Source organism: Pseudoalteromonas phenolica, from assembly GCF_001444405.1.
Lineage (GTDB): Bacteria > Pseudomonadota > Gammaproteobacteria > Enterobacterales > Alteromonadaceae > Pseudoalteromonas > Pseudoalteromonas phenolica.
This window is the reverse complement of sequence record NZ_CP013188.1, coordinates 688165-703560: the sequence shown is the minus strand read 5'-3', so window position 1 is coordinate 703560 and position 15396 is coordinate 688165. Positions and strand designations below refer to the sequence as shown.

Annotated in this window: 16 protein-coding genes and 1 riboswitch; of the genes, 6 read left to right on the top strand and 10 right to left on the bottom strand. The window is 40.6% G+C overall.

Translation table 11 applies throughout. The annotated features are described in order from the left end of the window. Position 1 precedes the first annotated feature (1 nt). Complete coding sequence (arsB, locus tag PP2015_RS20235) at positions 2 to 1015, bottom strand: ACR3 family arsenite efflux transporter (RefSeq protein WP_058032299.1); 1014 nt, start codon at positions 1013 to 1015, stop codon at positions 2 to 4. 138 nt (positions 1016 to 1153) lie between these two features. Next, entirely contained in the window at positions 1154 to 1690 is a 537-nt protein-coding gene (locus tag PP2015_RS20230) for a dihydrofolate reductase family protein (protein ID WP_058032298.1), read from the bottom strand. Between the two features lie 68 nt (positions 1691 to 1758). Between PP2015_RS20230 and PP2015_RS20225 the strand changes: the two genes are divergently transcribed. The 3 genes from PP2015_RS20225 (at position 1759) to PP2015_RS20215 (ending at position 3569) form a co-directional block, all read left to right on the top strand. Further along, positions 1759 to 2328, top strand: a complete 570-nt coding sequence (locus PP2015_RS20225; protein WP_227009262.1) for a TetR/AcrR family transcriptional regulator — start codon at positions 1759 to 1761, stop codon at positions 2326 to 2328. A gap of 37 nt (positions 2329 to 2365) precedes the next feature. Then, positions 2366 to 2830 carry a low molecular weight protein-tyrosine-phosphatase gene (locus PP2015_RS20220; RefSeq protein WP_193330525.1) on the top strand — a complete coding sequence of 155 codons (465 nt, stop codon included), beginning with the start codon at positions 2366 to 2368 and terminating at the stop codon, positions 2828 to 2830. 100 nt (positions 2831 to 2930) lie between these two features. After that, positions 2931 to 3569: a 2OG-Fe(II) oxygenase gene (locus PP2015_RS20215; RefSeq protein ID WP_227009261.1), complete on the top strand. Its 639-nt coding sequence runs from the start codon at positions 2931 to 2933 to the stop codon at positions 3567 to 3569. Positions 3570 to 3636: 67 nt separating this feature from the next. On the opposite strand, the gene bla is transcribed toward PP2015_RS20215, so the two are convergent. Then, positions 3637 to 4536 carry a class A beta-lactamase, subclass A2 gene (bla, locus tag PP2015_RS20210; RefSeq protein WP_058032294.1) on the bottom strand — a complete coding sequence of 300 codons (900 nt, stop codon included), beginning with the start codon at positions 4534 to 4536 and terminating at the stop codon, positions 3637 to 3639. A 516-nt stretch (positions 4537 to 5052) separates the two neighbouring features. Further along, positions 5053 to 5135: riboswitch (cyclic di-GMP riboswitch) on the top strand. 216 nt (positions 5136 to 5351) lie between these two features. On the opposite strand from bla, the gene PP2015_RS20205 reads away from it, so the two are divergent. From PP2015_RS20205 to PP2015_RS20195, 3 genes are read left to right on the top strand one after another with little or no spacing between them, the layout of a single operon-like run. After that, entirely contained in the window at positions 5352 to 7151 is a 1800-nt protein-coding gene (locus PP2015_RS20205) for a cellulose binding domain-containing protein (RefSeq protein ID WP_058032293.1), read from the top strand. 12 nt (positions 7152 to 7163) lie between these two features. Next, positions 7164 to 10331 carry a DUF1592 domain-containing protein gene (locus PP2015_RS20200; RefSeq protein WP_058032292.1) on the top strand — a complete coding sequence of 1056 codons (3168 nt, stop codon included), beginning with the start codon at positions 7164 to 7166 and terminating at the stop codon, positions 10329 to 10331. Between the two features lie 28 nt (positions 10332 to 10359). Beyond that, positions 10360 to 11586 (top strand): DUF1552 domain-containing protein, encoded by a 1227-nt coding sequence (locus tag PP2015_RS20195; RefSeq protein ID WP_058032291.1) that lies wholly within the window; start codon positions 10360 to 10362, stop codon positions 11584 to 11586. A gap of 405 nt (positions 11587 to 11991) precedes the next feature. On the opposite strand, the gene PP2015_RS20185 is transcribed toward PP2015_RS20195, so the two are convergent. The 7 genes from PP2015_RS20185 to PP2015_RS21990 all read right to left on the bottom strand — a co-directional run bounded on the left by PP2015_RS20185 (position 11992) and on the right by PP2015_RS21990 (position 15324). Continuing rightward, positions 11992 to 12372 carry a hypothetical protein gene (locus PP2015_RS20185; protein WP_138560235.1) on the bottom strand — a complete coding sequence of 127 codons (381 nt, stop codon included), beginning with the start codon at positions 12370 to 12372 and terminating at the stop codon, positions 11992 to 11994. 58 nt (positions 12373 to 12430) lie between these two features. Then, positions 12431 to 12856: a hypothetical protein gene (locus tag PP2015_RS20180; RefSeq protein WP_058032288.1), complete on the bottom strand. Its 426-nt coding sequence runs from the start codon at positions 12854 to 12856 to the stop codon at positions 12431 to 12433. A 33-nt stretch (positions 12857 to 12889) separates the two neighbouring features. Continuing rightward, the gene (locus tag PP2015_RS20175) at positions 12890 to 13639 is read right to left on the bottom strand and encodes an MBL fold metallo-hydrolase (RefSeq protein WP_058032287.1); all 750 of its coding nucleotides are present in this window, start codon (positions 13637 to 13639) and stop codon (positions 12890 to 12892) included. Then, positions 13636 to 13968, bottom strand: coding sequence for a DUF6419 family natural product biosynthesis protein (locus tag PP2015_RS20170; RefSeq protein WP_058032286.1), 333 nt, complete (start codon positions 13966 to 13968; stop codon positions 13636 to 13638). The genes PP2015_RS20175 and PP2015_RS20170 overlap by 4 nt, the downstream gene beginning before the upstream one ends. Positions 13969 to 14059: 91 nt before the next feature. Then, a complete protein-coding gene (locus PP2015_RS20165; RefSeq protein ID WP_058032285.1) occupies positions 14060 to 14548 on the bottom strand; it encodes a GNAT family N-acetyltransferase in 489 nt (162 codons plus the stop codon). Between the two features lie 62 nt (positions 14549 to 14610). Further along, positions 14611 to 15138 carry a thioredoxin family protein gene (locus PP2015_RS20160; RefSeq protein ID WP_058032284.1) on the bottom strand — a complete coding sequence of 176 codons (528 nt, stop codon included), beginning with the start codon at positions 15136 to 15138 and terminating at the stop codon, positions 14611 to 14613. Between the two features lie 36 nt (positions 15139 to 15174). Continuing rightward, on the bottom strand, positions 15175 to 15324 hold the full coding sequence (locus PP2015_RS21990; protein WP_157599127.1) for a hypothetical protein: 150 nt from the start codon (positions 15322 to 15324) through the stop codon (positions 15175 to 15177). Positions 15325 to 15396 lie beyond the last annotated feature (72 nt).

The window sequence follows — 15396 nt, the reverse complement described above, 5'->3', positions numbered from 1 at the left end:
CTTAAAACCAATGGCGCGTTTTATTTGCAAACCACACAAGACTGAGCATCACAGGGACTTCGACCAATACGCCAACAACAGTTGCGAGCGCAGCGCCCGAATGCAGGCCGAACATTGAAATCGCCACTGCAACTGCCAGTTCAAAAAAGTTAGAGGTACTGATCATACAGGCCGGGGCGGCAATGTTATGAGGTAACTTTAGCTTTTTAGCGAGCCAATACGCCAAAGCAAAAATACCATAAGTTTGAATAAGTAGCGGAATAGCAATTAAGCCGATGACTTGCGGCTGTTCAATAATCGTTTGTGCTTGAAAGCCAAATAGTAGTATCACTGTGCCTAGCAAACCAATAACAGAAAAAGGTTTGATACCAGCCAAAAAGCGGTTTAACTGCGCCTCCCCCTGCTGTTTGAGTAAAAAACGTCGAAATGCAAAACCTGCGGCCAATGGGATCAAAACATAGAGTACGACTGAGATAATCAATGTTTCCCAAGGGACTGTAATGTCACTCACCCCAAGTAAGAGCGCGGTGATCGGCGCAAACGCAAATGCCATGATAATGTCGTTCACCGACACCTGCACAAGGGTATAATTTGCATCCCCTTTGGTTAGTTGACTCCATACAAACACCATCGCAGTACAGGGCGCAACACCCAATAAAATCATACCTGCGATATATTCGTTCGCACTTTGTGGGTCAACCATAGATGCAAAAAAGACTTTAAAAAACAACCAGCCTAACAAAGCCATAGTGAAGGGTTTGATAAGCCAATTAAGTACCAAAGTGAGAATAATTCCTTTCGGTTTTTTGCCGACATCTTTAATGGCTGCAAAGTCGACTTGCACCATCATAGGAAAAATCATCACCCAAATGAGCAAAGCAACGACTAAATTGACATGAAAGAACTCTAAACCTGCTACGACTGCAAAGGCGTCAGGCATAAAGTTACCTGCAATCACGCCAACTAAGATACTTAGCCCAACCCAAACCGATAAATATCGCTCAAATAGCCCCATACTTTACTCACTTTCAACTGGCTCATTCTTGTGTCAAACAGTGCCAAACAAGAACATATGAATTTTCATATATTCTAAGCCAATCAAGTTCAAATAGATATATGGAATTTCATATATCTAAGCTTCTAATTTTAAAAGCTAATAGTCCGCGCGAATGAAGTGGTTTTGAACTAGGTAATCCAAATATCGTATGGCTTTCACATGTTTAAACTTCAATGGTGCTTTGAGCTCTCCAAAAAGTGGAATACCGCCTCCGAGTAAAACAGGAATAGTCGTTATGATTAACTCATCAATTAAATCTTGTTGCAGAAACCCTTGAATGGTTTTACCGCCATCAATATACAGGTGTTTAAACCCTTGCTTATTCAAGCTATCGACGACATCTTTTAATTCGCCTTGAACTAAAAACACCTTGTCTTTCAAGTTTTCAGGTACTTGCTGCAGCGTATTACTCAATACAAATACAGGCTTTGAATAGGGCCAATCACAGTCAAAACTCAACACCACTTCCAAGGTATTTCGCCCCATCACTAACGCGTCTATGTTCTGCATAAATTCAGCAAAACCACAGTCATCGCCAGTTGGATTTGGCACTTGATGTAACCAATCTACTTGGTTGTTTTTATCTGCAATAAAGCCATCGAGACTGGTTGCTATATAGACCGTGTTTGTCATTACACACCTCTTTTAACTTGTATAAAACTTAAAATCCGATTAAAATTCTACGCCGTAGAATTAATTGTATGATTAGAGATATTTTGATGAGTGTCAAGCAAACAAAAAGAGGCCGCCCTGCACAAAAACAGTTAAGCCAAGACATTATCATCGACCAAGCAAAGCAACTCATGCTTGAAAAAGGCAAGCCACCAAGCATTAGAGCTTTGGCAGCTGCATTAAATGTCGATGCCATGGCCATTTACCATTACTTTAAAAACAAAGATGCATTGCTCGAAGCTGTCACTGTGTCATTGATCAACGAAATTCATGACCCGCAATCACTGCATTGGCAACAAGAGATTTTCGAATTAAGCAAAAGCTATTTAGCGATACTTGATAAGTATCGTGGGCTTTTACAAACCTTACTCAGCAGTAAAATGATTGGCCCAGCCGAGGTTTTCGCAGCACGTTTCGAGCGTATAACTGGGTCACTAGATTTAAATACAGACACACAACAAACTGTGCTGCATCTGCTCGTTGATTATTTACATGGTTTTGCCCTTGCTATGGAGTGTAATCCCAACCGAGATGAACTAAACCTTGAGATGATAGAGCAACCTGTTACTTTTATTTGTAAAACAATGGTTTTAGAATAAACACCGCTATTAGGGAGAGACTTTGATGAACGCTGACATTTCAAAAATTCTAGTTGTTTGCATGGGTAACATCTGCCGCTCACCAACGGGTGAAGCTGTGCTGAAACACAAAGCTAAAGAACTAGGGCTAAATTTAACCATAGACTCTGCGGGCACCATCGGTTATCACAGTGGCGAGAAACCAGATAGCCGTTCAATGCAAGCGGGTGAAAAAAGAGGTTACAGCTTTAAAGGTCAGTATTCTCGCAAGGTTAAGCAAAGTGATTTTACAGAGTTCGACTTGATCTTAGCGGCTGACAAGCAAAACCTAGCAGACCTTCAAGCTAGTTGTCCGAGTGAACATCAACACAAACTTAAGCTATTTTTAAGTTTCGCTGATAGCCAATATGATGAAGTGCCAGATCCGTACTATGGTGCAGGCGATGGCTTTGAACTGGTATTAGATTTGATTGAAGATGCTTCAGACAAACTACTAGCAACGATTAAAGACACACAAAAATAGTGTGAAAACTTAAGCCAGCGCAATAAAATCAAATTTCATGCTCGTCTAAGATTTGTTTCTATGGTAAAACGCAGCCAAACTATTTTAGATGAGCAAATTTGTGACCAATAATACAGAACTCTTTGCCAACATTGCCCAAGACTTGCAATTTACAGGCTACAGCATTCAAACGCTAGACCAAGAATTACCTGCGCTTCAGGCGTTAAAATCTCGTCTTGCTGAGTTTGACTTCAACACGTTTGATGAAGCAGGTATCGGTCGCAAAGATGATCATCAAAAGAATGAAACCATTCGCAGTGACAAAATTCATTGGTTAGATAACAGCAACGCACTTGAAGGTTGCTTTCTAGACTATATGGATGAGTTAAAAGCTTACATGAATAAGCGTTTATTCATGGGACTATTTAGCTACGAATGTCATTTTGCGCACTATCAGCCAGGTGCTTTTTACAAAAAGCACCTTGATGCATTCAAGGGCCAAACCAACCGTTTACTTTCTACTGTGTTGTATTTAAACCCAGATTGGCAAGCCGAAAATGGCGGAGAGTTGGTCATTTATGACGGTGAAGATCACGACAAAGAACTTACCCGTGTTTCGCCACATTTTGGCACCCTTGTTACTTTTCTCAGTGACGAGTTTCCTCATGAAGTTCTGCCAGCAAAGGCTGAACGCTTTTCAATTGCAGGCTGGTTTAGGGTCAATAATAGTGTAAATGGTCAAATTGACCCGCCACGTTAAGTATTTACCACTAATGTAAGAGCGCCTTATTCGCTAATGCGCTCTTACAATGATTTCAATAACACCACTAAAGGGTTTTATTTGTAAAAAACTGCCACGTTAATTCAGATATTTTTGCAATGATATTTTGATTCGTTTCACTCGTTTCATAAGAGTCACTTACCAATACACTGATATAGTAATGTTGACCACTTGGAAGAAACACAATACCAATGTCGTTCTGAGCACCTGTCACACCATACGCATTTTTACCTGAGTGGCCTGTTTTATGCGCAACTTGTATATCTTTTGGCACACCTGCTCTAATTGTTTTACGACCTGTCTTAGAGCCTTTCATCACATCCCAAAGAAATTGATGGCTTTTATCCGAAAGCAAGTTTTTATTAATATAAAATTGCCTTAATGCGGTATTAGCAGCATTCGCAGTTGTCCAGTTCTCATACTGGCGCTGCCACACCTTTTGCATGTTTTCTTCGTTATATATTACGGCAATATCTTTTATGCCTGATTGATGCAAGTAATCTTCAAGCTTCTTAGGGCCGCCAAGCATGCTTAATAGAATGTCACATCCTACATTGTCACTTACTGAGACTGTGTACCTGATGACTTCGGAAAGTGTGAGCTCTGTTCCAGTTGGGTACTTTTTTCGGATTGGGCTCCATAATCCATTATCTAAGTCATTCGGTGTAATCTTTATCTTATCTTCAAGAGACCACTTGCCCTTATCAACTTCTGATAAAACAGCCGCAGCAATATGAAACTTAAAGACACTCTGCATGGGTAATTTAGAATCTCCATTGAATGAAAACACAGGTTCGGCATTTTGGTCCCAGATAGAAACCCCCACCTTTGCCCTCTTAGAATCTAGAAGCAACTCAATGTCGGCTTTTAGAGTATCAATTGGTTTGCTATGAACACACCATGGGAGTAAACATACTATGATTGCAACTAAGAGATAGCTTCTCATTGCTTAATTCCTTATAACCAGCACGAGTAATTTAATTAGGTACAGCTTCGCAGTGTAACCTAAAATATCTTAAAAATTATACTCGCTTCCTTATTTGCCACATATTTTGTTTCTAAGATGTTTTTATATAAACCAAGTTTGAAGATGAACCGCGTGTAACATAAGTCCATCTCAAACCGAACTTTCTTAATTTTCTCTAATTATATTAAGGAGTAAGCAAAGGTTTATTGAATATTAGGAAGTATTTGAAGTGTGTAAAACCGTTCATGGTTGCGCTTGTCGAAATGTGCAAACAATGTGAACTTTTAGTTTTCGCTTTGTATTTATGACAGCTTTAAACTAACTTCCTTTTATACCAATCTTCTTAATTAAACGATTTATTTTGAGGCAAAGAAGACTGGATGCTTGCAAGGCGAAATTTTTCTATTTAGTTGTTCTAAATAAGAAATTTTAACGCAGAGCGCATCAGTTTTAATCCCTCAAAACGGTTGAGTATTAATGAAGATCGGTATTACAGGCTTAAAATAGCAAACCTTTCGAAAGAAAGGGACGCAAAGCTTCCGGTCTAAGGTGAAAACTAAGATAGCGGGGTTGCTGAATGCCACTAATAGTGTGCTAGGCTGTTACACACATATTGTGTGTGCGCAGCCTTTTGGTATTCACGCCTTTGGTAATCATTGCCCCCTTCTAGTTTAGTCTCTCTTAGTACCCAAACTTGTGCTCGCTACTTAAAGCCCATTCGCTCTGGTCAATGCCCACTCGGCAACGAACAGCAAGGAAACAACATTTCAGATGGTAATGTTTCGGGGAATTTTATGAGACAACATAGTTACAACAAGCAGCATCGATACCTACCAATCGGGGTCTGCATAGTCGCTTTAGGGTACACCACACAAAGCTTAGCGGCACAATGTGAGTTCAAAGTCACTAATGAATGGCAAAGTGGCTACACCGCAGAAGTGTCCGTTCACAACAACACAAGCACAACGATAGAGGGCTGGGAAGTCGGGCTGGAGTTTAGTCAAGGAGAGTTAATTACCAATGCTTGGCAAACTCAACTAAATGGCAATAACCCATATCAATTAGAAAACTTAAGCTGGAATCGTCATATTCACCCTAACTCGACTCAGTCTTTTGGCTTTAACGTTCAGAAAACACCAGGCCAAGCCGTTGTTTCGCCCAGATTATTCGGGATCTGCAATGATAACTCAGACTCAGATAACGATATTGTTGAAGTTGCAATTACCGCCTCAAACATACAAGGTACTGCCCCTGCAACCATCTCATTTTCAAGTCAAGTCACTCATTCTTCATCAGGTTCTATGAGTTATTTATGGGATTTCGGGGATGGCTCTCGCTCCGCTGAGATAAACCCGCAACATGTTTACGAACAACCAGGTACTTTTTCCGCCTCACTTACCTTAAGCAATGCTACTGGCAGCTATTCTGCGACACCAATAGAAATCACGGTTAGTGAAGCTCAGCCTGAATCTGCTCTATGTGTGTTTGAAGTAGAAGAAGAGTGGATCTCAGGGTTCCGTGGTAAAGTTACTATGACCAACACCGAAAATGTCGCTATTGAAAACTGGAAAGTTCTCATGGCGTTTTCAGATAACACCAAATTAACTGGGGTATGGCACGGCTTACATAGCGGAAGTAACCCGTATGAAATCACCAACGAGAACTACAACAAAACAATTCACCCAGGTCAGAGCTTAGACTTTGGCTTTAACGCACAAAAAGCACAAGAGAATGATTCTCCAACAGCCCCTTCACTCGGCGGTTTATGCTCACCAGATGGAAACATTAATCATCCCCCCTCTGCATTGGCATCCGCCTCAGTGACATCCGGAGAATATCCACTGACTGTGAATTTTGATGGTAATGCTTCCTATGACTTAGATGGAGATCCTCTTACCTTCACTTGGGATTTTGGCAACGGGACTAAATCTAACGAACCAAGTCCCACTTATGTGTTTGATAAAGAAGGCATGTTCTCTGTTACTTTGACAGTCAGTGATGGTGTAATGAATACCGTCAGTGAACCTATCTTGATAAAAGTAACAGCGCCAGAAGCACCACCTATCAGTGAGCCGCTAACCCTAAACCCACAAAGTTCTCAACTCTACTTTGTATCGACTAAAAAACAGCACTTAGTTGAGGCCCACACATTTAACACGCTGAGTGGTTCAATTAGCCCTGATGGGGTTGCTCAATTCAGCATAGATCTAAACAGTGTTGATACCAACAATGAAACCCGCGACGGTAGAATGAAAGAATATTTATTCGATACGCAGGTTTACCCTCAAGCAGAAGTATTACTTAATGTCGATTACGCGGCATTGATTGCCATGCCCATAGGTAGTGACGAGAAACAATCTATTACGGCTATCCTTACCCTCTCTGGTGTCACGAAAGAAATCACAGCTGACATCATAATTCGACGCCTTACAAACAAAACCATTCTGGTGCAAAGCTTGTCACCCGTGCTGCTAAACGCAACAGACTTTGGCCTAGAATCAGGTATCGAGACCCTTAAGACGCTAGCAAGTTTATCTGTGATCAGCTACGTGGTACCTGTGAGCTTCAACCTCGTTTTTGAAGCGCAACAATAGGAGGGAAAGAAAATGAAATTCAATAACCTAAAACGATTGTTCACTATCATTCATGCTGCACCTGTTACACCTATAATAAGTAAATTCGCAGCCGGCTTTAGTCTTCTGGCAAGTGCCTCTTTCGCTCAAGCAGCTGAATGTACTTTAACAATCCCAGATAATTGGAATACTGGCTTTAAAGCCGAAATTGTTATTCAAAACACGTCAGATCAGACCTTAAACGACTGGGCCATCGAACTTTCATGGGATCAAGGTATCTCTCTTCAGAATAGTTGGAATGGTCAATTCGATTGTGGCGATACTGGCTGCATAATCTCGTCACAAGGTAATAGCATTCATGCTGATCAATCCTACGGATTAGGCTTTGTCGCCAATAAAAATGGAGTAACTGACGAACTGAATATCAACCTCAGCGGCGATATCTGTATTAACTCAGTGCCTACTCCTCCAGACACTGTAACAGAAACAGGGTTATGGCAACTAGATATCACAGAGTCTGTTCTCAGTTATGTGTCGGTTAAAAAAGACCACGTGGCTGAGCACAACCAGTTTGCCTCTCAACATGCTGAGACCCCTGCTCTGTCTGGTAGTATCGACGCCGAGGGTAACGTAAAACTAGCAGTAGATTTAAATACCGTGTCTACTGGAGTCGATATCAGAAATAGTCGGATCTTAGACCTGCTGTTTGAAACTGACATATTGCCCACCGCATTCTTTAGTGCACAAATTGACAGTGACTTACTGAGTAATCTCACCATTGGCAACCCTGTGATCCAGAACCTCACTGGCCAAATAAGCTTACATGGCGTTAATCAAGCAATAAGTCTAGATGTGTTAGTGGTAAAACTTGCAACTGGCAAAATCAATGTCAGCACGCTTTCTCCGCTGATCATCGACAGTAAAACCTTCGAGATGGATTATGGTATTGAAGCACTGCGCGTTGTTGCCAATCTCAGCAGTATTGGAGAAACGGTTCCTGTCTATTTTAACCTCACCTATTCAACTGCCGAACAAGACAATTTTGAGCCAGTCGCGATGGCTGACAAGCCCGCTGCACCGACTGAACTCAGTGCAGATTTTGTCTCAAGTGACAGTAAAGCACAGTTGAACTGGCAAGATAATAGTAACAATGAGAGCAATTATTTAGTGCGCTATAAAAGCGTTGACGGCCAATGGCAAACTGCAGCAGAGCTTGCGTCTAATGCAAGCTCTTACGAAACGGGTTTACCTGAATCTGGTGAGTTTGATTACAAAGTCATTGCCATCAACGATTCTATGCCCTCAGAGCCTAGTAATGTTGAACGTGTGACTGTGACACAAACAGATCCCATTGCCAGAGGTATGCAACTCTACAAGTCAGGTTGTGCTGGCTGCCACGGCTCAGAAGGCGGCGGTTTAGGCTCATTTCCGGCGCTCAATACAGAGCGAGATATGCAAACCATGATTGAGACCATCACCACAACTATGCCTTATGGCACACCAAGTGCGTGTGACGAACAATGCGCCACAGACATTGCTGCATATTTACAGACACTTTGGCCAGCCCCATTGACCTGTGATTTAAACTTAGCACCCGTTGCATACGGAGCTAGACAGTTAAAAATCTTAACTCAAACTGAGTATCAAAATTCAGTCGAAGATCTTCTAGGCATCGATTTTCTGGTATCCGATGGGCTGTCACCTGATTCTCAGGTAGGTTTTTTTATCAATAATACCCATGCAAGTGTTCAACCGTCGAATTACAGTAATTACTTGCTAGTTGCAGAAGAGGTTTCAACATGGGTTGCTGAACAAAACTTTGCAACTGCATTGAGTTGTGAAGCCATAGACGAAAACTGTGCGAATAGCTTAGTAGGCGACTTGGCACCTAAAATTTTCCGCCGTCCACTTACACAAGACGAATCACAGAATTATAGATTGATTGCAACTGGCTTTTTTAACAATGGAGACATTGAAGCTGGTATGACACTTGCGCTGGAAGGGCTGTTGTCATCACCGCAATTTATTTATCGTCACGAATTAGGTGAGCCAAACCCTGATAACTCAGAGCTAGATTACGATGCATTTGAGCTGACGTCTTGGGAAATGGCGACTTTCCTTTCTTATACTTTCACAGGTTCAACACCCGATGAGCTTCTTTGGCAAGCAGCTGAACGAGATGAGCTCCGTGACGAAGCCAACATTATTGCACATGCAAACCGCTTAGCTGATAGCTCAAAGTCAGTATTGGGTGATTTTGTGGGTAGTTGGTTAGGTACAGGCAGTTTAGAAGTCGCGACTAAAGATCAAGACATCTATCCAGGTTTTGCGCAATTAGTGCCGGCAATGAAAGCTGAAATGAATGAAACCTTCTCGTATATCATGACTCAACCTGAAGAAAGCTTTAGCTCTTTATATACTGCCGATTTCACATTCGTGAACCAATTACTGGCAGAGCACTACAACATTGCAGGCGTCACAGGAGAGACAATGCAAAAGGTAGATACAACTGAACGCGGCGGCATATTAGCCAATGGCGCATTCATGTCTCGCTGGGCGGAAGTTGCTGAGTCTCACCCTATTCTTCGCTCGGTGCGGGTACGTCGTCGAATGCTATGCCAAGAGCAACCCGATCCACCAGCTGGAACATTTGAAGCCAGAGAGCAAAGACTTGCCGAACTGTCTGACATGTTACAAGACCCTGCAACCACAAACCGCATGAAGTACCACAGTCTAACTGAAGGCCAGCCTTGCTCAAGTTGCCATGAAAAATATATCAACCCAATGGGATTCGGAATGGAAGACTTTGATGCTGTGGGCAAGATCCGAAGCAATGATAATAATGGCAATGCAATAGACGCCTCAGGTACGCTCTATGCCCCAGAGAAGTATGCTGAGGTAAGCGACTCTGTACCATTCAATGGTGCCAAGCAACTAGGTTCAGTCATTGCCGGCCTTTCATCTGCACAAAGCTGTTTACCGCAGCAGATGTTCAGGTATGTCATCGGAGTGGGCCATGATGCCATAGACCCATCGAATGAAGAAGACAAACGCCTGTCAGAGAAAGAGCAAATAGGTTACATGTGTGAAATAGACACGCTGACTAATGCCTTAATGCAAGACAGTCCAAGAGCCATGTTAGAAAAGTTTGGTTCATTAAAGTCAGTACGCTATCGCAAAGCTTGGTCAAGAAATCAATAACACGGATCACACGAAGAAGGTTAATAAAATGAAAGATAAACATTTAAATAACATGATGATGTCACGCCGTAGACTTTTAAAAGTATTTATGGCGTCAGGTATTTCTGCCACTTTGATCCGTACATCTCCTTTGATTTCTGGTCTACTCGTTGCAAGAGATGCAGAAGCACAAGATGCAGGCCTACCGAATAAAACCGTCTCAATTTATATCCCTGGCGGGTCAATTGCTTCTCTTTGGAATCCGAGCGGCAGCGGTGAAAGCATGCAACTAGGTGCCATGTCGGCCGGATATGAGCCAGTAAAAACTGAATGTAACTTTATGGTCAATATGTCTCACTCTAATGCAGGACATGGCCGTATGCCTATTCTACTCGCAGAGAACTGGGGCAGCGACAGTTACGATGTAACTATGGGTAATGCGCTTGGGCCTAACTTGCCTTTTCGCTACCTAAACTTAGGTGTGCATAGTAACGGTCAAGGGCAGCTCACCAAAGACAACCGCAATCATTTGCCGTTTCAAGAAAATCCATTCACCGTGTTTAAAATGGTGTTTGGATCAACGCAGGGCAGCAATAGTAAAACCCCCATCATAGACGCGCATATGTCAGCCGCTAATGCGATTAAAAGCCGTCTTGCTGGATATGAAATTCAAAGGATGAACGACCACCTTGACGCTATGTCTGATACCCAAAAACGCTTAGACGATCTCTACGGTGGGGTTTCTTGTGGAATTGCGCCAGACAATACTGAGTTTGGGCTGACCTTTGACACATTCAGTCAACAAGCGCGATTACAGGCTGATATTGCTGTTGCTGCACTTCAGTGCAATTTGACCAGTTCAGTTTCACTTGCGTTTGGTAATCACCAATCAGAGTTCAGAATTCCTGAATTGAACTTCCAAGGCCACTATCACAATGCAATTCACGGAGGCAGTAATGGCCAACCAAACTACCCATACTATACCGAGATGCGAAGTCACCTAGGTAGTTTGAGTGCTTACTTTATCCAAAAGCTTAAAGCCGCAGGAATACTAGATAGTACCATTGTGTTAGAAACTTCAGATATGGGTCATGCCGATAAACATTCAGCAAACCCTTGCTCATACCTCATTGCGGGTGGCGGCACACGAATAAATCGGGGGGTTGTCAGTGACATGGGCTCTGGTTATAACCAACATGATTTACTACACACTGCAGCAAAAGCCTGTGGTGTCAGTCTTGATTTTGGTAAGGAGATCCCAGGGATTATTGCTTAATAGATATAACTAAAAATGAAGTCACCGTTGTAAAGCCCCTGCTAGGGCTTTACAACATTTATATTGAAATAATACAAGTTTGCGCCCCATAGAAACGCTTTTTAGCCATTACAGCTTCTATTTTTGGATGATAATCTTCGACAAGTAAACACCAGTGATCAAGCCTAAGATTATGGCCCCCGGAGAACTGTTAATAAAAAAGAGTAAAACTAAGATTGCAGTCCAACACACAGCTATACCGAGTACATCAAAAAATGTTAACCCACGATTATGCTCAGCAAAATCTTTTGGCTCCATAACAACTACCTTATAATAATTCTAAGTATATATAACCATTATTTATGGCCAATCACATTAAGTAATTACCACTTTAGAAACAAGGGATTAATGAGTAAAACTATTTACCTAGTAGCCTTCTTTTTTTATTTTTAGAAAAACAACCAATTTAGACTTAAAGACAAACCAACATAAAGCCGAGACCGCAATGACAGTGAGGATAAACTGAAAAGTGACATGAACCTGCTCTGTTGAATTCGTTAAGTAAACTGAGGGCAAAATAAACAAAAAGTTCACTAATAAGAGATTTAAAAACTGAAAGTTTTTTTGCCATAAAAACGGACAAATCATGCCAATGAATAGTCCAATTGAAGCGCCAAGCGTTAAAGCCAATACCGAGCTATTAAAAACCATGATTAATCCCAATAGCGCTAGCGAACTTCCAGCCATAATCCAACCAGCCTTTTCTATAAAGATTTTATTGAAATTTGCTAAATGTGCTTCTTGCATTTTCATCCTTAAAATACCTACTTTTATTTTATAGAAAGCTAACCTTAATCACTGTTTATTAAAAATGTTCTTTATTTAATAAACTAAACAGATGTTCTGAGTTTTTATAGCAAAAGAACTGAAAATACTCATTACATGTAAATTCAACGGCAACAATACTAAACCCTAAAAAAGTTTTGTACTTTACTTTTCTCACTTTATTTAAGTCTCTAGAAAATTCATACCCTGTTATCTGATTTAATATAATCAGCCTAGAATCGACAACTTTAACGATTTGTGCTTGTTTTTCCTTGAAAAACGCTTCACTTGATAAGCCCTTATGCGCCCAATAGATTACTGAAGGTATGAGTGTAGTCAAAAGTAATATGCTATGTGTTCCAATTAAGAATTCCACAATCAGTGCCAAAATGACCAATAAACCTAAACAAAGGCTAATTTTGGCATCAATCATTTGGTATTTTACTCTGTCGAATTCAAACACCATTACGCGTACCTATAAAGATGAGAGCTAACCTCGTTAAAGATAAACATATTTATGCCACTCTTTGTGAAGAAAGTCACAACGAGTATCTTGTAGCGCTGCATCTATCGAAATGGGTTGTGAACTGTTAGTTATGGCTTCTAAATAAGATTGTCTATCGCTTATGGCTGATAAGATTTCAGACTCTCCAGATAACGCATTACCGTGTGACAATAATAAAGTGCATGAAGCATAACGTTTAAGAAGCTCTAAAGAATCAAAATGCTTCTTAGCATTATCAACATGCACAGAAGGTAAAAGTGGCGCTCCTTCATTTGAAGTCATTAAATCATCGGCTACATGTACAAACTGATTATTGATAATGGTGAACATGCCACAAATAACGTGACCTTGAACCAATTTGAATGTCAGGTTAAACGATCCAAAAGTTAATTGAGAGCGCTCAGTTAAAGTATTCATTCCATCAAAGAAATGATGTTTTTCTATCGGTGTATATTTATTAAGTGACGCTTTATAGAGCCCATTACCATACAAAATCGGCGAATTAAGTTCAGGTAACCCTGAAATATGATCAGGGTGAAAATGCGAAAAAACGACTTTCGTGATTTCAATACCTTCCTTTTTTAAATTCTCGCGAACCTGTTTTGCATGTTGCTCAAATGCTGTATCGATTAACAGCGCTTCTTGACCGTTTATCAAAGCATAAATGTTAAATCCAAAATGTTGATTTTCAAAAGGAGGAAATTGGAATTGGTATAAACCTTCAGTTATTTTTATTTTCTTCATTCGTTATTTCTACATTCATTGTTAATACTTTGCGCCCCGTTTAATTTCCTTACTCCAAAAAAGACACCACCAAAAGAAATTACAAAAACAACCAATACAAAAAACAATGTGCTGGTATTTGATATATCTATACTCGGGCTCCCTACAACAGCAAGGGTATTAATGAATAACAAAACAATACCTGACTGAAGAAAACCTTTGTAACCAATAAACCCAGCAAACAACAAAAGTATAAATGAAACACTGATTGCTGGCGTGAAAGGCGCTGCTGCTAACAACATGCATATAAAAGAAAGGACAATAGAAAGCCCAATAACGACTCTAAACATAATGCCTCCTTGGCGAATACGCCTTTACGTAGGCGCTACAATATTAAGTTAAATTAATAGCAAAAAAACAGAAAAACAGAGATGAACTTTGTTATGCCACAACTTCCATTTCCATGAAAACCGCGTTTTCTCCATAAGTTGAAGATATATTCGCCTCTGCAATCTCTCTAAATCCCTGTAGTGACCAAAAGCTATTAGCACCTTGAACTGCCACAAGGCTTATTCGTTTAAACCCTTTAGCTTTGGCAATTTCAATTAGTTTTACCATCATTGTCCGGCCAATGCCTTGTCCTTTTGAGTATGGGTTAACTGCCATATCATGGAGATATAAGGTTTCACTATTAACAGTGTCTAATAGCGGCACAAACAATTTTGGTGGCTCAGAATCTACCCATGGATGCGCCAGTAAATAACCTAAAGCCTCATTCTGCTCTGAAACACAAACAAAGCAAGTTTCAGGTGATGCCGTTTGTTTAGACTTAAGAACATCTAACGTTTCTAAATCGACCTCATGATAGGCTTTAGCTTGAATTGCCAAGATATCATTCCAGTTGTTATCCTCGATGAGTTTAATGTTCATGCGCTCTATTTCAGCATTTCACCTTAATTAACCTGAGTGAGTTATCAGGCTAAAATCGGCGCTTAATTTTTTACTTGTGCTATCAATTGCGACAACTGTGTTTTTGTTAACGAACCACTTTTTCTTGTGACTTCCTCGCCGTTTTGGAAAACAATCACTGTGGGTAAGCCTCTAACTGCAAATTGTTTACTCAATGTCGAGTTTAATGAAACATCAACTTTACCTACTGTGATGCTGTCAGCATTCTCTTTAGCAAACTCATTGAGTGTATTATTCATTAACAAACATGGGCCACACCACTGCGCCCAAAAATCTAACAAGACAATTTCATTCGCATCTAAGGTTTTTCTTAACTCTTCATCACTAGACAAATTCAAAGGCCCATTTAGACTTTGGGCTTTCTTATTCACCTTGTTTGACATTGCTGATAATGGCCACTTGGCTATGGCAAGTACATTCGTCACCATCAAAGCTAAAAACAACAATATCCATCCTAAGATTTTTACAGGAAAGAAATATATTGGCGCGTTTTCTATAAACGACTCGATGTTATTTAGCTTGCCTGTAATGTGATTTCCAAAACTCAACATTTTCCCCTTTTATGGCTGACGGTTTTTGCTTATTGTTTATTCGCTTGCCACTGTTATCTTCGCATTCGTATTCAACGCGGTCGTTTTACCTAATTCAAAACCCCATGCAAAGAGTAAACAGACTACAGCAGAGAAGAGTAAAGCATATACGATGAGTTTTGAGTCAGATAGGTTCTTGTTTTTCATATATTTCCCTTATACGTACATATAGAATGGGTAGAACCATTAAACTAATACCGCATTCACAGAATTTACTTA